The organism is Sphingomonas sp. So64.6b (genome assembly GCF_014171475.1).
Lineage (GTDB): Bacteria > Pseudomonadota > Alphaproteobacteria > Sphingomonadales > Sphingomonadaceae > Sphingomonas > Sphingomonas alpina_A.
The window spans coordinates 2927499-2946037 of sequence record NZ_CP048817.1; the positions used below are offsets into that span (position 1 = coordinate 2927499).

At 63.9% G+C, this 18539-nt stretch carries 19 protein-coding genes; 14 read left to right on the forward strand and 5 right to left on the reverse strand.

What is annotated here, in order from left to right; translation table 11 throughout:
• The first annotated feature begins 48 nt into the window (after nt 1-48).
• Nucleotides 49-780 carry a class I SAM-dependent methyltransferase gene (locus G4G27_RS14085; protein WP_183109245.1) on the forward strand — a complete coding sequence of 244 codons (732 nt, stop codon included), beginning with the start codon at nt 49-51 and terminating at the stop codon, nt 778-780.
• Between the two features lie 77 nt (nt 781-857).
• Here the strand turns inward: G4G27_RS14085 and G4G27_RS14090 are convergent, their stop codons facing one another.
• A complete protein-coding gene (locus G4G27_RS14090; RefSeq protein WP_183109246.1) occupies nt 858-2216 on the reverse strand; it encodes an NAD-dependent succinate-semialdehyde dehydrogenase in 1359 nt (452 codons plus the stop codon).
• A 119-nt stretch (nt 2217-2335) separates the two neighbouring features.
• On the opposite strand from G4G27_RS14090, the gene G4G27_RS14095 reads away from it, so the two are divergent.
• From G4G27_RS14095 to G4G27_RS14125, 7 genes are all read left to right on the forward strand, one after another.
• The gene (locus G4G27_RS14095; RefSeq protein WP_183113799.1) at nt 2336-2575 is read left to right on the forward strand and encodes an exodeoxyribonuclease VII small subunit; all 240 of its coding nucleotides are present in this window, start codon (nt 2336-2338) and stop codon (nt 2573-2575) included.
• A gap of 4 nt (nt 2576-2579) precedes the next feature.
• Nucleotides 2580-3479, forward strand: coding sequence for a polyprenyl synthetase family protein (locus G4G27_RS14100; RefSeq protein ID WP_183109247.1), 900 nt, complete (start codon nt 2580-2582; stop codon nt 3477-3479).
• 29 nt (nt 3480-3508) lie between these two features.
• Entirely contained in the window at nt 3509-3862 is a 354-nt protein-coding gene (locus G4G27_RS14105) for a hypothetical protein (RefSeq protein WP_183109248.1), read from the forward strand.
• 100 nt (nt 3863-3962) lie between these two features.
• Nucleotides 3963-4463, forward strand: coding sequence for a pantetheine-phosphate adenylyltransferase (coaD, locus tag G4G27_RS14110; RefSeq protein WP_183113800.1), 501 nt, complete (start codon nt 3963-3965; stop codon nt 4461-4463).
• Nucleotides 4464-4567: 104 nt separating this feature from the next.
• A complete protein-coding gene (locus tag G4G27_RS14115) occupies nt 4568-5347 on the forward strand; it encodes a peptidylprolyl isomerase (RefSeq protein ID WP_183109249.1) in 780 nt (259 codons plus the stop codon).
• 36 nt (nt 5348-5383) lie between these two features.
• The gene (gene queA / locus G4G27_RS14120) at nt 5384-6463 is read left to right on the forward strand and encodes a tRNA preQ1(34) S-adenosylmethionine ribosyltransferase-isomerase QueA (protein ID WP_183109250.1); all 1080 of its coding nucleotides are present in this window, start codon (nt 5384-5386) and stop codon (nt 6461-6463) included.
• 172 nt (nt 6464-6635) lie between these two features.
• Entirely contained in the window at nt 6636-7304 is a 669-nt protein-coding gene (locus tag G4G27_RS14125; RefSeq protein ID WP_183109251.1) for a hypothetical protein, read from the forward strand.
• Nucleotides 7305-7557: 253 nt separating this feature from the next.
• Here G4G27_RS14125 and G4G27_RS14130 read toward each other — a convergent pair whose 3' ends face one another.
• From G4G27_RS14130 to G4G27_RS14140, 3 genes are all read right to left on the reverse strand, one after another.
• The gene (locus G4G27_RS14130; RefSeq protein ID WP_183109252.1) at nt 7558-7860 is read right to left on the reverse strand and encodes a hypothetical protein; all 303 of its coding nucleotides are present in this window, start codon (nt 7858-7860) and stop codon (nt 7558-7560) included.
• A gap of 183 nt (nt 7861-8043) precedes the next feature.
• Nucleotides 8044-8547, reverse strand: a complete 504-nt coding sequence (locus tag G4G27_RS14135) for an SRPBCC domain-containing protein (RefSeq protein WP_183109253.1) — start codon at nt 8545-8547, stop codon at nt 8044-8046.
• Nucleotides 8534-8890: a metalloregulator ArsR/SmtB family transcription factor gene (locus G4G27_RS14140; protein WP_183109254.1), complete on the reverse strand. Its 357-nt coding sequence runs from the start codon at nt 8888-8890 to the stop codon at nt 8534-8536. The genes G4G27_RS14135 and G4G27_RS14140 overlap by 14 nt, the downstream gene beginning before the upstream one ends.
• 1109 nt (nt 8891-9999) lie before the next feature.
• Between G4G27_RS14140 and istA the strand changes: the two genes are divergently transcribed.
• Together istA and istB are read left to right on the forward strand one after the other, a co-directional pair.
• The gene (istA, locus tag G4G27_RS14145; protein WP_183109255.1) at nt 10000-11514 is read left to right on the forward strand and encodes an IS21 family transposase; all 1515 of its coding nucleotides are present in this window, start codon (nt 10000-10002) and stop codon (nt 11512-11514) included.
• Nucleotides 11514-12245, forward strand: coding sequence for an IS21-like element helper ATPase IstB (gene istB / locus G4G27_RS14150; RefSeq protein ID WP_275944100.1), 732 nt, complete (start codon nt 11514-11516; stop codon nt 12243-12245). Before istA ends, istB begins: the two co-directional genes overlap by 1 nt.
• Here istB and G4G27_RS14155 read toward each other — a convergent pair.
• A complete protein-coding gene (locus G4G27_RS14155) occupies nt 12229-13491 on the reverse strand; it encodes a S41 family peptidase (protein WP_202049576.1) in 1263 nt (420 codons plus the stop codon). The two genes, istB and G4G27_RS14155, sit on opposite strands and share 17 nt — an antisense overlap.
• 50 nt (nt 13492-13541) lie before the next feature.
• On the opposite strand from G4G27_RS14155, the gene G4G27_RS14160 reads away from it, so the two are divergent.
• The 4 genes from G4G27_RS14160 (at nt 13542) to G4G27_RS14175 (ending at nt 18479) form a co-directional block, all read left to right on the forward strand.
• Nucleotides 13542-14093: an XRE family transcriptional regulator gene (locus tag G4G27_RS14160; RefSeq protein ID WP_202049577.1), complete on the forward strand. Its 552-nt coding sequence runs from the start codon at nt 13542-13544 to the stop codon at nt 14091-14093.
• A 774-nt stretch (nt 14094-14867) separates the two neighbouring features.
• Nucleotides 14868-15692 (forward strand): phytanoyl-CoA dioxygenase family protein, encoded by an 825-nt coding sequence (locus tag G4G27_RS14165; RefSeq protein WP_202049578.1) that lies wholly within the window; start codon nt 14868-14870, stop codon nt 15690-15692.
• Between the two features lie 1015 nt (nt 15693-16707).
• Nucleotides 16708-17877, forward strand: a complete 1170-nt coding sequence (locus tag G4G27_RS14170) for a DUF2157 domain-containing protein (protein WP_183109258.1) — start codon at nt 16708-16710, stop codon at nt 17875-17877.
• On the forward strand, nt 17874-18479 hold the full coding sequence (locus tag G4G27_RS14175) for a GDYXXLXY domain-containing protein (RefSeq protein ID WP_183109259.1): 606 nt from the start codon (nt 17874-17876) through the stop codon (nt 18477-18479). Before G4G27_RS14170 ends, G4G27_RS14175 begins: the two co-directional genes overlap by 4 nt.
• Nucleotides 18480-18539 lie beyond the last annotated feature (60 nt).

The window sequence follows — 18539 nt, forward strand, 5'->3', positions numbered from 1 at the left end:
GCGCGATGGCGTAGTTTCTCGATCGTGGACCGAGGGAATACAAATGAAATGCGATTCGTCCTTTCGCGGTTACGTGGCCGCAGCGCCGGCCAGGTGTTGCAGCTGATCGTCAAGAATATCCGGCACGCGATCGCCGGCCTCTCGCCCGAACGGCGCGCGCGGCGCATCGCCGATCTGGCGTTCGACCGGCGCTGGGGCACCGAGACCAGCCGCAGCGTCAGCATCCATGAACTTGGCATCGCCCGGTCGCGTATGGCGCAGTGCAACCGGTACGATCCAAGCAGCGCCGGAATGCTGACCGATCCGCTCGCCGCGCTCGACCTGGACCCCACCGCGCATGATTTCATCGACTATGGCGCCGGCAAGGGCCGGGTGATGATGCTGGCGATGGAGCTTGGCTTTGCACGTGTAACGGGAATCGAATTGTCGACGCGGCTGTGCGAGGTGGCGCGCGCCAATATCGAGCGTTTCAGGAGCCAGCATATCGGCATGCCCGCCGGCCGGGTGATCGGCGCCGATGCGACGATGTTCGTGCCGAGCGGACGAGACATCATCGCCTATTTCTACAATCCGTTCGATGCCACGGTCATGACCGTGGTGCGGCACCGGCTGGAAAGTGCGCTACGCCACCGCACCGGCCGGGTCGTGGTGATCTACGCCAATCCCGAACATGGCGCCGTGTTCGACGCGCCTGGCTGGTCGCACGGGCCGTCCACGCCGGGCGTCGCGACGTTCATCGCCGGGGCGGAGAGTTTCGGGCGGCAGGCGCTGGCGGCATAAGCGCACCTGGCCGCCATGCCCTTTCCTGGTCATCCCCGCTTTCACCTTCGCGCGGATGACGGATGGTGGTGGCGCCCCTACCCCACCACGGTCTTCAAATTCATAAACTCGTGCAATCCATATGGCCCAAGCTCACGTCCATGGCCCGATCGCTTGATCCCGCCGAACGGCGCCTCGGGGCTGCTCGCCAGCATCTGGTTCACCGCGGTCATGCCCGCCTCGATATACCGCTCGAACTGCTCGCGCTCGGCCGGGTCGTTGGTCCAGACCGACGAGCCCAGCCCAAACGGTACGTCGTTGGCGAGGCGGATCGCCGCATCGATGTCCGCCGCCTTGAACACCATCGCGACGGGGCCGAACAATTCCTCCTTCGCCACGGCGTGATCGACCGGTACATCGACCAGGATGCCCGCCGACATATAAGCGCCTTTGCCGGGCAGCTTCTCTCCGCCGAGGATCAGTTTCGCGCCCTCCTTCTCGATCATCGCGATCTGGTCGAGTACGGTCTGGCGCTGCTCCTCGCTCGACAAGGGGCCCATATCGGTATCGGCCGACATCGGATCGCCCGCCCTGACCGCCGCCATGCCAGCCGTGAACTTCTCCAGAAACCGGTCATAGATATCGGCGTGCACGATCATCCGCTTGGCGCAGATGCATGACTGGCCGGTATTCTGGATCCGCGCGGTCACCGCGGTCTTTACCGCCTTGTCGAGATCGGCCGAGGGCATGACGATGAACGGGTCCGACCCGCCCAGTTCGAGCACGACCTTCTTCAGCGCGCGCCCCGCCGCCTCGGCGACCTTCATCCCCGCGCCTTCGCTACCGGTCAGCGTCACCGCGACGATACGATCGTCGGCGATCAGCGCATCGACCTTGTCCGACTTGATCGCGAGATTCTGGAACACGCCCACCGGAGCACCCGCCGCGATCACCATCTCCTCGATCGCCGCCGCGACGCCCTGCACGCTTGATGCATGTTTCAGCAGGCCGACATTGCCCGCCATGATCGTCGGCGCAAGGAAACGCACGACCTGCCAATAGGGGAAATTCCACGGCATCACCGCGAGCACCGGGCCGATCGGCAACCAGCGCGCGGTGGCGGTGCCGGTCGCGGTGGTGAACTGGCGCGAGGCGAGCATGGCCGGCCCCTCCTGCGCATAATGGCGGAAACCGGTGGCGCATTTCTCGACTTCGGCGAGCGAGGATTTCAGCGTCTTGCCCATTTCGCGCACCGCGATTTCGGCCAGGCGCTGGCGGTTGGCGTCGAACTGATCGGCGATCGCCGAGAGCAAAGCGGTGCGCGTCGCATAATCGGTCGTGCGCCATGCCTGGAACGCATCATGCGCCCGCTGCACCCTGGTTTCGATTTGGTCGGCGGTCAGCTCCGCAAACGATTCGCCGGGCTCGCCGGTCGCCGGGTTGATGCTGGTGAACATGGGTTCTCCGTTGATCCGCACTCGCATAACGCAGCGAGCGGTGTTGCTATCCCCATAAAAGGCCGGACGCACGGTGGCTATCCTTGACCCCCCGATACCGCCTGCCGCATAGCGGCGCGATGGAACAAGCGATCGAAGAATTGTCGTTCGAAGCGGCATTGAGGGAGCTGGAGACGATCGTCTCCCGCCTCGAAAGCGGCGATGCACCGCTCGAAGAGGCGATCCGCCTGTACGAACGCGGCGACCAGCTGCGGCTGCGGTGCAAGGAACGGCTCGACGCGGCGCAAGCGCGGATCGAGGCGATCCGGCTCGACGGCGAGGGCCGGCCGACAAGCACCACAAACTTTGCCGCCGGCTGACCCTGTGATCGCAACCTCCCTGACGCTGCAGGCCGCGCTGGGTGAGGTCGCGACCGATATCGACCAGCGCTTCGACGCGCTGCTGGCCATTCCCGACGACCCGCGTGCCGATCTCTACCGCGCGATGCGCCATGCCGCGATCGGCGGCGGCAAACGGCTGCGCCCGCTGCTCGCGCTGGCGACCGCGCAGCTGTTCGGCGTCGATCGCGACTGCGCCGGCCGCGCCGGCCTCGCGATCGAATGCATCCATGTCTATTCGCTGATCCATGACGATTTGCCGGCGATGGACGATGACGACCTGCGTCGCGGCAAGCCGACCGCGCACAAATTGTTCGGCGAAGCGACCGCGATCCTCGCCGGCGATTGCCTGCATGCGCTGGCGTTCGAGATCCTCGCCGATCCCGCCACGCATGGCGACCCGCATGTCCGGGTCGAGCTGATCCTTGATCTCTCGCGCGCGTCCGGGCCCAATGGCATGGCCGGCGGCCAGATGATGGACCTGGAAGCGGAGAAATCGAGCTTCGACCTGCCCACCGTCACACGATTGCAGGCGATGAAGACCGGCGCGCTGATCGCCTGTTCGGTCGAGGCGGGTGCGATCCTCGGCAAGGTCCCGCCCGAACAGCGCACCCCGCTGCGCGGTTATGCCCGCGATCTCGGCCTCGCCTTCCAGATCGCCGACGATATCCTCGATGTCGAGGGCGACGAGGCGGTGGCGGGCAAGAAACTCGGCAAGGATGCGGCGGCGGGCAAGGAAACCTTCCTGTCATTGCTCGGACTCGACCGCGCGCGCGGTCAGGCGCGCATGTTGGTCGATCAGGCGGTCGAGCATCTGCAGAGCTTTGGACCCGAGGCCGACTTGCTCAGGGACATTGCGCGGTTCGTGATGGACCGCGACCGGTGACACGATGGCTACACGGTGGCGTGCTACTCGTGATCGCCGCGGGGACCGGGCTCGTCGTGTTCGCGACTGTCTTTCATGCCGCCGACAATTCGGCTGGCCATCTGCTTGGCGAATTGAAGCAGGTCCTGCCCGGTATAAGCTGCGAGGATGCTGCCCTGAGTCGCATCGTGCAACGAGGACCGGGAATGGCCGTCCACGGTACATCGACCATCCATAGCGAGGTCCGCATCTCCGGATCGCCCGCCTGTATCAACAGCATTCGTCGGGAGAATGCGGTGCGCACAGAAACTGGCTTGGGGCAGGAACCCGTGGGTGATGAAAATGCCTTCACCTACGCACCGGCAGGCGACGCCGCATTGTGGACACGCGACATCTCCGAATGACCCGCGCATGTGCAGCCCTGCGACCGACCCTTGACACACGCACACGCCCCTCGCAGGCACAAAATTCTCGCGTGATCTGGCAAAGGCTGTCGACATGACCATTCGCACCGGCGTCTATCCCGGCACGTTCGATCCCGTCACGCTCGGGCATATGGACATTATCCGGCGCGGTGCGAAGCTGGTCGACCGGCTGGTCGTCGGCGTGACCACCAACCCGTCCAAATCGCCCATGTTCAGCCTCGAAGAGCGCATGGAAATGGTCAAGCGCGAGGTTGGCGAGATCGGCGGCGAGATTCATGTCGTCGCGTTCGATTCGCTGCTGATGGATTTCGCCGAGCGCGAAGGCGCCAAGGTCATCGTGCGCGGCCTGCGCGCGGTCGCCGATTTCGAATATGAATATCAGATGGCGGGCATGAACCAGCAGATCAATCCGCGCGTCGAGACGGTGTTCCTGATGGCCGATGTCTCGCTCCAGCCGATCGCCAGCCGGCTGGTCAAGGAAATCGCGCTGTTCGGCGGCGACATCCATAAATTCGTCCCCGCCCGCGTCCGCGACGAAGTCGTCGCACGGGTCGAGAAGATCGGCCGCAAGGGGTCGTGATAACGGGCATTGTTCGCTTCGATCCCTCACCCTGAAAGGTTCGGATTGGCGCACGCCCGGATTTGCTCTAGACCCCGATGATTCCTCGATATTGCGAGACCAAGATGCGCTTCATTGCCAGCCTGATTGTGTGTTTTTCGGCCCTGATCGCCGGGCCGTTGGCGGCGCAGGAGGTCTATACCCCGCCCCCGCCGCGTCAGCCCGTCGCGCCGGTGACCGACAAGGAAAACCTGCTTTATCTCGACCTGTCGACCGGCGGCCGGGTGACCATCTGGCTGCGTCCCGATGTCGCGCCCAAGACGGTCGATCGGATCAAGACGCTGACTCGCCAGCATTTCTATGACGGCCTGTTGTTCCACCGCGTGATCGACGGCTTCATGGCGCAGACCGGCGATCCCAAGGGCAACGGCACCGGCGGATCGACGCTGCCCGACCTGCCCGCCGAGTTCAATTACCTGCCGCATGTGCGCGGTGCGGTCGCCGCCGCACGCGAAGGCGCGCCCGAGGGCGCCGATGCCGCCGCGAAGAAAAAGGCCGAGGACAGCGCCAACAGCCAGTTCTTCATCGTCTTTCAGCCGCGCCTGACGCTCGACAAGAAATACACCGTGTTCGGCCGCGTGATCGAGGGCATGCAATATGTCGACACGATCGAACGCGGCGAACCGCCGATAAACCCGTCGCGCATCCTCCACGCCTATGTCGCGGCCGACAATCCTCCCGGCTATATCCCCGCCCCACCGCAAGCGGCGCCAGCGCTGGGTGCGCCGGTGATCCTGCCCGGCACCGAGGCGCTGGTCGGCAAGCCCGCGGCGACCCCCGCCAATCCTGGCGCCAAGCCCGCCGCTAAAAAACCCGTGGCCAGGAAACCCGCCGCGAAGAAGTAACCATCGTCCCGCATATGCGGGACTGACGGGGACGGCATGAAGGTCGATCTGTTCGATTTCGAATTGCCGCCGGAGCGCATCGCGCTGCGGCCGGCCGAACCGCGCGACGCGGCGCGTCTGCTCGTGCTTGATGGCGCGGGACCGGATGGCGCGACGCGCGACCTGCATGTCGGCGACTTGCCCGCGCAGCTTCGTCGCGGCGACATGCTGGTGTTCAACGACACGCGCGTCATCCCGGCGCAGCTTGAGGGCGTTCGCGCGCCACGCGCCGATGGCGGCCCCGATGCGAACCGCGATGCCGCTGGCGCGAAGATCGGCGCGACGCTGCACAAGCGTGAGGGGCCACGGCGCTGGCGCGCATTCGTGCGCAACGCGAAACGGCTGCGCGACGGCGACACGATCGATTTCGGCCAGGGCGTCACCGCGATCGCCGCCGACCGCGCCGCGGATGGCAGCTTCGCGCTGAGCTTCGCCGGCGAGGAACCGGTCGAGATCCTGCTCGAGCGCGCCGGGCGCATGCCGCTGCCGCCCTATATCGCCGCGCGCCGCGACGCCGATGCGCGCGACGCGGAAGACTATCAGACCATGTTCGCCGCCGAAAAAGGCGCGGTCGCCGCCCCCACCGCCGCGCTGCACTTCACCCCCGCGCTGATGGCGACGCTGGCCGGGGCCGGCGTGGAGCAGGCGATCCTGACCCTGCATGTCGGCGCGGGCACGTTCCTGCCGGTCAAGGTCGACGACACGACCGAGCACCAGATGCACGCCGAATGGGGCCGCATCGACGCCGCCACCGCCGACCGCCTCAACGCGGTCCGCGCCGCCGGCGGCCGAGTCATCGCGGTCGGCACGACCAGCCTGCGCCTGATCGAAAGCGCAAGCGGCGAAGACGGTATGATCCGCCCGTTCGAGGGCGACACGGCGATCTTCATCACCCCGGGTTACCGCTTCCGCGGCGTGGACGGGCTGATGACCAATTTCCACTTGCCGCGCTCGACCTTGTTCATGCTGGTCAGTGCGTTGATGGGGCGGGAGCGGATGCAAGCCGCCTATGCGCATGCGATCGCCAGCGGATATCGGTTTTACAGCTATGGCGATGCGAGCCTGCTGCTGCCGTGACGGGCGTTGGCCGTTAACGGTCTGTCCGCTTTCGGGAAAAGATGCCGGAACACGGACCCTCGCGCTACATCAGACTTGGCTGGCAGCTATGGCCCCCGTTGCGGCCGACTGTCCTGATTGAAACGGACCGGAATATCAGACATGCTCTCATCGAATGTTTGGGGAGGGGCTCATGCGCAAGCTGTTTTGGGGTCTCGCTCTGCTCGGCTCGGCGACCTTGGTTTCGCCGGCGTGGGGGCAGGCAACGACGCGCCCCTGCAGCGTGGAAGAGTCTGTAGGGCCCGCATGCCTGCTCGCACGACAAGAATTTTCTTCCCTGCCTTCGAAGTCACTTTACTGGCATCTGGACCAGTTTGCATCGAAGGAGGCTGCCCAAGCGGCTGCCATATCGACGAGCACGGTGATTGATGCATTCGGGTCGATCTGGCTCTTCACTATCGAGCGCCGTTCATGGCGACCGAAGAATGGCAAGCACATCTCCGATATTGGTCCGCTTCCCGTGCAACCTGCTTCGACCTACGCGGCCGAATATCTGCGCTCTGTCTTCAGTCCCGGCATGACTGCGCCGCTTCATGTCCATTCGGGTCCGGAAGCCTTTTACGCGGTGAGCGGCGATACCTGCCTCGAAACCCCGGAGGGCGTGCAACTTGGCCGGGGCCCCGGCAACAGCCTGTTGATCAAGGGCGGGCCGCCGATGCTGCTCATGGCGGTCGGAAAGGAGCGGCGCAGGGGTTTTGCGCTCATATTGCACGACGCCCATCAGCCGCCGACGACCCTGACCCACGATTGGCATCCGCAAGGCCTTTGCGAACGGCAACTGCCAGGCGATCAAGCAAAATAGCGTTAGGCCGCGTTCCCCCACTTCCCCTCGTTCAGCGCGCCACCGCGACGGTCCCTTGGAATGTCCAGGATCGGCGGACAGTATTTGGTTCTCTTTTTAGGCGGTCGATGTCTGGGGGCCGTTCCATGTGTCGAACTATGCATCGGAACTCGCCGCCGTCCGCGGCAGCATTGGCGAGCGTTGCGTCGTCAGGATGTCGTAGATTGCAGCCGTGAACTCAGCATCTCTGCAAACGGTAAAGACGGCTGGTGTCTCATCCGCATGTCGCACGAAGCACGCGGGCGGAAGCGGGATCGGTTTCGATCGTGACGCGATTATGGCGCAGATCGTGTGTAACGGGATCGCCAGGTGAGATTTGGCGCACGATAGTCGCGCCGGTCAGACGCATGGCATCAATGTCGGTCGGCTTGATCTCGCTGACCAGGCGTTGTGCGGCAGCGACATTGCAAACGCCGGAGACAGGCGTTTGGGGAGTGTCGGTAGTACAGCCAGCGAGTGCCAGCAGGGCCGCCGCCGCAAGCACCGGAGCGGCAAATCTTGTTGGATATTCGAGCATCGAACAGTCCTTAGAATTGTCATCCGCCTTTTGCGACCGGCAATTCTGTGGTGGGCAACTTGCCGAAAGACGCCGTTTAGGGGTTCCGGCGACCCTCCACGTAACGACCGTACGCCCGAGGGGGCAGGTCAATTGCGTGGAGTGTCGCCAGAAATGAGAACTATCCGCCTGCCCCTGCGACGCTCACGCGCCTTCCGCACCGGTGCCCAGATCGGAGAGGATCGCGTCGAGCTGCCGCAACTGCTCGCCCCAGCCGCTGGTGCTGCCGGAGGCAATCGCCTCGTCGAGCGATTCCTTTGAAGGGTAGAGGTCGTGGATAGTGACCAATGTCTCACCACCGCTCTCTTTGAACGTCACCGTTGTGACGGGCCCGTCCTGGTCACCTTCGTCGTTGGTCCAGACGATGCGGGCGTTGGGCACGACTTCAAGATACCGGCCGTGAAAAATCATCGTCTGTTCCGAAGACGGGTGGCCCATCTCGAGGCGGTAAGTGCCGCCAGTGCGGACGTCGGCCTCGTAGGAGATGATGGTCACACCGAAGGATGCCGGCGCCCACCATCGCTTGAACAGCTCGGGCCGGGCCCAGGCCTCGAACACGAGCCGCGCCGGGCCCCTGACGGTGCGCGTAACGACGAGCTCGCGGTCGGATTTTCGGTCAACGGTGGCTTCAGCATCAATCGGGCGCATCGCCTTCCTCCTTCACTCTCAGTTCCTCGACAATCTCGTCCAGGACATCGAAGCGCGCCGCCCAGAGCCGGCGCTGCTTGTCCATCCATGCCATCTCGGCCTCGAAATCGTGGCGGCCCAGCCTGCACGTCCGTACCCGCCCGACCTTTTCCGTCGTGACGAGCCCCGCCTGTTCCAGAACGCTGACATGTTTCTTCATGCCCGTGAGGGTCATGTCGAAGCTTCCGGCCAAAGCAGAGATCGACGCGTCCGCACGAGCAAGCCGCTCCAGGACACCACGCCGCGTGGCATCGGACAACGCCGCGAAAGAGGCATCAAGGTTGATCGGCGCAAACTGAACCATATGGTTCAGTGTCTAATGGCAAAGGCTGCGCTTTGCAAGCGACGGCTTTCAGGATCTTCGGCCGCGTGCGTGAACGGAAAATTTGAGCGCGAAGCGGACGTGGCTTGAGGTGGCCGTGCCCTGCCAGTCAGGTTTTGGCGCCCATGATCACGGAAGCGGACATGCGCGCGCAGCATCAACCGTGACCGCAATCGACCAACATACGCCGTTCGTAAAGCGAGTTGCGAATGGCAGCTCCCGACGGAACCCGTCATTCGACGAGGCCAGAGGACGAGCGTCAGTCGCTCGATCCTTGCCATAGAGCGCGTCCGGTAACTGGTCTTGAACGGCGTCGTTCCTGCGGTCACTCGGCACAAGCATTAAGCCAACTGGCGAGGGGCCATTGTAAGCGGGCAGCTATCGGGCGCCTCGGTGCGGATAGCTCATGTACGCGGGCCTTTTCTGCACATTGTTTTCCGAACCGGTTGATGGACATTGGCCCGCGGCAACGGCCGGCTCCGGCCGACCAGTACGCCGATGTTCAGAAAACGGCCGTTTTCTGGACAGCTCCCCTCAGCCGCGCTTTCCCACAAACGATCTATTTCCGAGAATGCCAGCTTATCGAGCGCAGACGCGGACTCGCTCGTTCACCCAGCACCCGCCCCGTTTGCGAGCCTTGCCGAGTGAATCGGAGGCGCGATCATCGGTAGGATCAGCATTCCAAGTCACATCGGCTGTGCCGTCGCCGTTCGACGACACCATCGCGAAGTGTGGGTAATGCGGCTTGCCATGATCCCGGGTGTTCAGGGTGTAGTCGCCGGCTCCCATTGGATAGACCCAGCGACCTGCTACCTTTATCTTGCCGTCGACCTCGAGTCGGCATTCCCGCTGCTGTTCCGACGAGTTAGCCGTCTGGCCGCGGTTGGAAGGCTTCGCGCGTTGAGCCGCGACAATGCGCGACAATGGGAGTCATGGGCACAAACATTGCGGCGGCACAAAGAAGGTTCAGCACACGCTGTGTTTCGGCGTGAGATTGGGGACCACCTGACCCGGTAATCGGCACCTAAACGGGGACCACCTTCCGGGTCATCTATGTTCGCCTGCTGTGTTGGCTGGCGACGAGGTGGAGGATGACGACGGTGGAGACGATAGGACGGATCAGGCGCGCGCATTTCGTGCAGAAGTTGTCGGTGCGGGAGATCGCGCGTCGACTGCATGTGTCGCGCAAGACGGTGCGCAAGGCGATCGAGGCGGAGGAGCCCGTGTTCACGTACACGCGGGTTGCGGAGCCCAAGCCGAAGCTGGGTGGCCACGCGGCCGCGCTGGAGCAGATGTTGGCCGAGAACGAACGCAAGCCACGCCGCGAACGTCTGACGCTGATCAGGTTATATGAGGTGCTGCGCGGGCTTGGATTTGAGGGCGGCTACGATGCTGTTCGCCGCCATGCCCGTCGCTGGCAACGCGAGGAAGCGGGGCGGACGGCGACCGCGTTCGTGCCACTGAGCTTCGATCCTGGCGAAGCGTACCAGTTCGACTGGAGCCACGAAGTGATCGTGATGGCGGGCGTGACGACGACGGTGAAGGTCGCGCACGTCAGGCTTTCCCACAGCCGGATGTTCTTCGTGGCGGCCTATCCGCGCGAGACGCAGGAGATGGTGTTCGATGCGCATGCACGAGCGTTCGCCTTCTTTGGCGGTGTCTGCACGCGCGGCATCTACGATAATATGTCGACGGCGGTGGACGTGGTGTTCCTCGGCAAGGAACGCCGGTTCAACCGGCGGTTCCTGCAGATGTGCAGCCATTATCTGGTCGAGCCGACCGCCTGCACGCCGGCAGCTGGCTGGGAGAAGGGACAGGTCGAGAACCAGGTTGGCCTCGTGCGCGAGCGCTTCTTCACCCCGCGGCTGCGCTTTGCGAGCTACGAGGAGCTGAACACCTGGCTGCTCGATCGCTGCATCGAACATGCCAGCGCCCATCGTCATCCCGAGTTGCGCGAGCGGACCGTCGCCGATGTGTTCGACGACGAGAAGGCGGCGCTGATGCGGCTGCCGACGACGGCGTTCAATGGCTTCCATGCGGTGACCGCGACCGTCTCCAAAACACTGCTCGTGCGGTTCGATTACAACAAGTACTCGGTCGCGGCCCGCGCACTGGGCCGCCCGGCGGAGGTCCACGCCTATGCCGACCGGATCGTTATCCGGCAGGGTGATGATATCGTTGCAGAGCATGCGCGGCGCTACGGTCGCGATCAGACGATCTACGATCCGTGGCATTACGTACCGGTGCTGGCAAAGAAGCCGGGTGCGCTGAGGAACGGCGCGCCGTTCAAGCAACTCGCATTGCCGTCAGGACTGGAGCGTCTGCGCACCCGTTTGAAGGAGAGCAGCGATGGCGACCGCCAGATGGTCAAGATCCTCACCGCCATTACCGTCGATGGTCTTGACGCCGTGGAGAACGCCGCTGCCGAAGCACTCGCGAACGGGGTGGCCAGCGCCGATGTGGTGCTCAACATCCTGGCCCGGTCCCGATCGGCGCCGGTGGAGCCCACCATTGCAACACCCGACCATCTGCGGCTTGAGATCGAGCCGATCGCCGATGCAGGCCGCTACGATCGCCTGCTGACCCCGCTTCGTGAGGCGGCGTGATGATGGAGCGCCACCAGATCCTGGAGTTGATGGGCGACCTCAAGCTCGCCGGTATGCGCCAGGCCTATGACGAGGTGATCGCCGATGCGATCAAGCGCCAGTATCCCGTTCAGCATGTCGTCGGCGATCTGTTGCGGGCGGAGATCGCCGACAAGCATGCCCGCTCGATCAAGTATCAGATGACGATCGCCAAGCTGCCGCTTGCAAAGGAGGTCGCCGAGTTCGAGTTCGCCGGCACGCCGATCAACGAAGCGCTGGTTCGCGATCTCGCCACCGGGGCGTTCCTCGCCAACCAGCGCAATGTCGTGCTGGTGGGCGGTACGGGCTCGGGCAAGACGCATCTGAGTATCGCCATCGCGCGCAGTTGCATCCGCACCGGTGCCCGCGTTCGCTTCCACAATACCACCGATCTGGTGAACCGGCTCGAGATGGAGGTCCTTCAGGGCCGCACCGGCAAGCTTGCCGAGCATCTGTCGCGGCTGGACCTCCTGATCCTCGACGAACTTGGCTATCTGCCGTTCGCACGCGCTGGCGGGCAGCTGCTGTTCCACCTCATCAGCCGACTTTACGAACACACCTCGGTCATCGTCACCACCAACCTGGCGTTCGGCGAATGGCCGACCGTGTTCGGCGATGCGAAAATGACGACCGCGCTGCTCGATCGACTTACCCATCACTGCGACATCGTCGAGACAGGCAACGAGAGCTGGCGGTTCAAGAACCGAAGCTGAGCGCCGTCGCTGCCGCTGCCAAAGAGGATGTCGTTCTGGGGGATGTCGGCTCCGGGCTACGCCCTACGCCGACATCCCCCAGAACGACGGCACGTGAGTGGTCTCCTTTTACATGCCGATCCCGGTCCCCGTTGCCGCGCCGATTGACAATCAAGCCATGCGGCGCTGTGTTGCGCCGCGCCCAGCGCCCGTTGTGGATCGGGCGTTGCTGGTCCTTGTCGTCCTCATCGAAGACCTCGGTCTCGAACAGCTTTCCACTGAGGCTTGTCACGGCGATGTGTCGCGCGCGCGCCTCCACTGCGGCATATTTGTGCAGCGGCTTTTCGACGAGATAGGAGAACAGGATGCTCTCGTTGGGCTCCGAGCCGCCGCCGTTTTCGCGCAGGTCGAGGATCAGGTCTCTTGCGCCGCGCTGCCGGATTTCCCCAAAAAGGGCATGGATCGCATCGGGTAAATTCGCCCCCACCGCGCGCATGCGGGCGTTGCTGAAGGTCGGAACGTTCAGATAGGCGGTGCGGCTGTCGAGCCATTCGAGCATCGGTAGCGGGGTTGGATCATCGCCTTCCGGCGGGCGGGCGGAACGCGACACCGCTATGACATTGCGCTCGGTCTGCCCGGCAGGGCTGTCGAGCACGATATGGAAGCGCGATTGCGCTCCCCGCAAACGATACAGCATTGCCGCGAAGCCGCGCCCCGAGATATCGCGCATCGTGCCGGTGCGGATCACGCCGTCATGCGGGGTGACCGCCACCATCTCGCGCAGCAGTTCGACGTCGCTGATGCCATCGACCGACACCAGCCGCGTGCCCTTCGCAATGTCGGCGGCCGTGCCATAGCCGGCGAGGACGAAGGCACCCTGCTCGGTCCACAGCAAATCCAGCGGGAAACGCGGCGCATCGCGGTACCGCTGGTTCATCGCATCGCTGGGCTGGACGCTCAGATGGCCCTCACCGATCTGGCCGAGGAGCGGGCGCACGATGCGCCACAGACCCTCACTGTCGGTAACGCCCGCGACGCTGGCGCGCGCACGGGATTTTGCCGCCGCCCATGCGCGGCGACTCTGATGCCAGTAGATATTCGGCATGGCCGCCTCCACCGCAGCGATGGCGAGTTCCAGATCCTCCTTTGCGCCGGCCTGGGTCAGCGCGGTGGTGGCGGGCCCCGGCGTGTCGGCGATCGCCGGCCCCGCGGCGAACATGCAGGCGGCGGCGAGGAGGCGGCAGCGTCGCCAGGGAGTTGGCATCATCAGGAAAGTCCGATACGCAAAATATTGCCTTATTTATTGGAGGCAATATTTTGCCTAGTCAAGTTACGCCATCCTTCCTCACCCATGTCGCGGCCAATGTACGAGCGCGCCGCATCGCCGCTGGCCTGAGCCAGAAAGGCTTGGCGGACGCCTCCGGCGTCAGCCTGCGCATGGTGGGGGGAATCGAAAATGGCGCGACCAGCGTCAGCACGGCGACGCTCGACCGGATCGGAATCGCCCTGGGTGCCACGCTCTCCGAGCTGGTCGCGGACCCCCTGGCAGCGCGGAGTGCCCGGATCGACCGGGTTGGTTGGAGCGGAGACAAGGGCGGCGAAGCGGTGTTGCGGTGGAGCATCGATACAAGGCGGGAGGTCGAACTGTGGGAATGGCGATTGGAGCCGGCCGAACGCTATCAGGCCGTAGCGGACCCCGTTGGGTGGCACGTGATGATCTTCGTGGTCGAGGGGCGACTGACGCTGGAACTCGAAGCGGGGACGGTCGAGGTGAGCGCGGCAAGCCATGTGTTCGACAGCGCGCAGACCCACGCCTTTGCCAATTTGGGAAAGGACGTGGTTCGCTTCTTCCGCTGCACGGCGTGGTAACAAGGGCAGCCCGGGAGACTGGCCGCAGACAAATCCGGCTGTGCCGACCGCAATTGATGCACGACGGGAATGTCCGTTTCATCAATCGGCCGATTCTAAAAGCTGCCGTTCGTCATCTGGCTGCCTGAAGGCTCGAATGGCTAGCTTTGGGAGATTTGGCCTGTAGCTTTTCGGTCGTCGAATGCAGGCATCTCGCGGCCCGTAGGATGGCGCGAGACTTTCCGCCGCGGAAGTGCGGAAATATTTCGCTGAAGGTGGAATGAAACCAAGAGGTTGAGCGCTGTTCCCGCTATGTTCTTCATTAATAAGTCATGCCGCAACTTGAAGGCGGAGAAGGGTTGAATGGGGTTCGAACGCAACAGCGACGATGACCCGCAGCGGAACGCGAGTAGCCGAACAAATGTCCGCTACCTGCCTTCTCCCGCTTCGAAGCCGCCGTTCTTAACGGCCCAGCTTCAGCCATGAAGCAGCACCTGAACCAACGTCCGGTGTTGGAAGCGCTCACGCGCTCGCGAATGTCGTTTTGTGGGTCCACGCGGCCGCGGCCCGCCTGGCTGGAGTCGACCAACTCGCGACGTTCGCCCGTGCTGGAAAGCGCGTCCATATTTGACATGAGCCGGCGTTCGAGCGTCGTGAAGCCTGCCAGTCCGTAGTTGCGCCAACTTCACATCGCATTATGATGACCGCATGAAATTCATCACTCTCAATCGCGCGTCCGCTTCCCCGCTGATCTAAGCGGGCCGGTTTCCGCTCACTCGGCGGTTATGCCGCCCGATGACCCACGCCTTTTTGAGAAACATTATGCGAAACCAATCAGATCCTGCGCTCAGCGCAGATGACATTGTCTCGTTCGTGCGGGACGGCTTCATCCGTATCGATGAGGCCTTCAGCGAGCATATCGCAGAGCAAGCGCGCGCGATCTTGTGGAAAGCCACCGGTTGCGACCCTGATGATTGTTCATCATGGACCCGGCCGGTCGTGCGCCTGGACCAGTTCGGCCAAGCCCCGTTCCGGGAGGCAGCGAATACGCCGAAGCTGCGCGGGGCTTTCGACCAGCTCATCGGAGTTGGCCGCTGGCGTCCTCGCGACAGCCTTGGCACCTTTCCAGTCCGCTTTCCCCACGAGGACGCGGCCGGCGACGATGGCTGGCACATCGACGTCAGTTACGGTTATGAACACCCGGACTTCATGGAGTGGCGCGCCAACGTGTGCAGCAAGGGACGAGCCTTGCTGATGCTGTTCTTGTTTTCGGATGTTGGCGTCGATGATGCGCCGACCCGCATTCGTGTCGGCTCGCACGCTGACATCGCCAGGCAACTCGCGCCGGCAGGCGAAGCTGGCCTGACCCTTCGCGACCTTGCCGCCGATGGGTTCGCCGGCTCGGCACATCGGCGAGAGAAACTAGCGCTGGGTAAAGCTGGCACGGTATATTTGTGCCATCCTTTTCTCGTACACGCTGCGCAACGGCATCGGGGAACAGCGCCGCGATTCATGGCCCAACCGCCATTGATGCCGCGCGAGCCCATCTCTCTGTGCCGGGAGGACGGAGACTATTCCCCGGTCGAACAGGCGATCCTAAACGCGATCTCCCACCGATAGGGAGGATTTGATCGGCCCGTCTGCTTTAAGCTCCCGACGGCGAAAAGCGGACGGGCCGTAAACCAACCAAGAATTGCGCATCGAGCCGTGAGCTAGTTTGCCCGCCGGGTCGACCGCTTTTGGACGAAGCTGCCGTTCGCTGAGCGCGTGACGAACGACGGCTTCGTCCCATAGCCGGTCGTATGGCGCGGAGGCGGATGCGTGAACGGACGGCCGCTTTCGGGCGCGCCGATCGGCAAGCTGAACGGCGAGCGTGAGGCGCAAGGCGGTCGTAACCAAGGCTGACCATCGCAGGGTCCGAGCGCAAGCCCCGCACCGACACGCCGTGCAGGGCAGTCACGCAATGTACCGACCCAAAGGCCGCCATGGCTGACGATTTAGCGGCGTGAAACCGCACCGGCCGCCGCCGGTAAAGGTCCGGTCCGATTCAAATCTCTCTCTGGTGCCGTCATTCACGCTCTACCGCGCCGTTCTCACGGTACGGATAAAACCCATTCGACCAATTGATTGAATCAACACCCCCTGAATCGAGCCAATCATGAATTCGCCGAAAACTTCCCGTGTTTCCCGTAAGCGCCCCGCAAACTTCCCGTGCGGTCACGCCGGTTTTCCCGCGGTTTTTCCCGTAGTTTCCCGTAAAACGTCCCAAAAAACATTCTCCCGTAATCATTCCCGTGGCTATGGGAATTCGGGTCGAAATCGCGGCGCACCGGATCGCTGCGGCTCGGACCGTGAAGGCGCCGCCGATTCAAACCCGCCCCGCTCGCCGCTAAGCCCTCATCGCCACTCGAACACCGCCGACCGCTCTTTGACATGTCCAGCATCACTGCGATCCGGTTGCATCGACAACCGGGCGAACCCGGAATTGCGGTGCCAGTCGACCAATTCAGCCGTCAGAATTTTGAGCCTCGGTCACCTGAATGGCCGCATCACCACTATAGCCCGCCCAAGACAATTCGATTGTCATGCGCTCCCACGCGGCTAGTCTGCATCCTGACTATTTGACCGGGGGGCTATGTCGGAGCGGAAACTCAAGGCGTGGCAACAGGCGGGTCTGATCGACGCCGATACCGCCGCGCGGATCCAGGCATGGGAAAGCACGCATACGCGGCCCCTTGGGGTGTGGGCCATGGTCGGGCTCGGCGCGCTGGCGATCGGCCTGGGGATCGTGTCCGTCGTGGCCTCCAACTGGGATGCGATCCCCGGCGAGGTGCGGCTTGGGCTTCACTTCGCGCTGATGGCCGGGGTTGCCGCCTTGCTCTGGTGGCGGCTGTCGAAAGCATCGGGCGAAAGCGACTATGTCGGCGACGCCATGTTGTTCGTCGCCGCGGTGCTGGGGCTGACCTTCTTCGCGCATATCGGGCAAGTCTATCAAACCAGCTCTCCCTTGTGGCAGCCATTGCTCGTCTGGCTCGCCATCTTCTCGCCCTTGCTGCTGTCGTTCGGGCGGGGCTGGCCGGTTGCCGGGCTGTGGATGGCCGGCGTGCTCGGCACCGCATGGTCGCACGCCGATGACTATGGCCATTTATGGCTGCTGGATGGTCGCGGCGGCGAGCAACTGCCTTATCCAGTCCTGTACTGGGGTCTGATCGCCAGCCCGCCGATGATCGTCGCGGCATTGGCGGCGGTCATGCGCGGCCACAGCACCCGGCCGATATTCTGGCGCCTGCTCGAACAAGTGGCGATCGTCACGATCCTGATCGCACTGAGCATTATTTTCATCACGCGCGGGTGGAGCGGCCAGACGGATTACGTCACGGGCAGCAGCGTCATCCAGAGCCTGTTCCTGGCTGGCGCGGCGGGCATGATCTACCTCGTGCGGCGCACCCGAACCGGGGAGGCCAGCGCCGCCATTCTGTGTGTCGGGGCGGTGCTTCATTTCGTCATGGCGATGGTGCGGGATTTTCGCGGCGCGGTCGACGATCCGTGGATCCCGGCGCTCCTCTTCCTCGCGCTATGGGGCGCGGTGGCCGGTGGTGCGCTTTATGCCGGCTGGCGTTGGGTGTTCCAGTGCGCCATCGGGGTGATCGCGGTGCGGATCATCATCCTGTCGTTCGAACTCAGCGATGATTTGCTGGGGAGCGGCGTCAGCCTCATCGCCTCCGGGCTCTTCGCGATGCTCGTCGCCTGGGCAAGCGTGAGGATCTCGCGGCGTTATGCGCCGCGACGGGAGGCCGAGGCATGATCAAGGCCGTGTCGAATCGCCTCTGGCTCGCGGCGGCGCTTGCCCTGCCATTGGCTGCATTCGCCTATAGCTGGGCGAGTACCTATCGGCTTGCGCAACAGGGACAGGAATGGCTCATCCCGATCCAGGGCTATGATCCGCGCGACTTGCTGCGCGGGCATTACATTACCTATCGCTACGACTGGCCGGTCGCCGCTTCACCAAAGCGACGCGACGGCGCGCCCACGATAGTCATGGATTATTATCTGGGCGGATTGTGCATCGAGGGCGTCGCGCCGAACATCACCAGCGTACGGGCCGTCGATACCGTGCCGCGACGGGCGGGAGAACCGGTCGGACAAGGATGCGCCATCATCGTCCGGGCCGCGCTTGGCACGCGTCAGGAAGTGCGCGGGCTGGACAGCGGCATCTTGTACGCGTCGCAGGCCCGGGCACTCGAACTGTCGCGGCAGCTGGCCGACCGCAAGCAGCAAGGGCTGCTCCGTGTCAGGATCAGGCCGGACGGCGTCATGCGCCCGGTCGACCTGGCGTTCAGGCCGATGCCTGCGCCAACGCCGGCTCCAGCGCCGGCCCCAACGCCGACTGGCGATCCCGCACGATAGCGGCGCAAGCCAGTTGTCGTGAACCCGGTCAGCCGCGGAATCACGACCGCGAAAAAACCC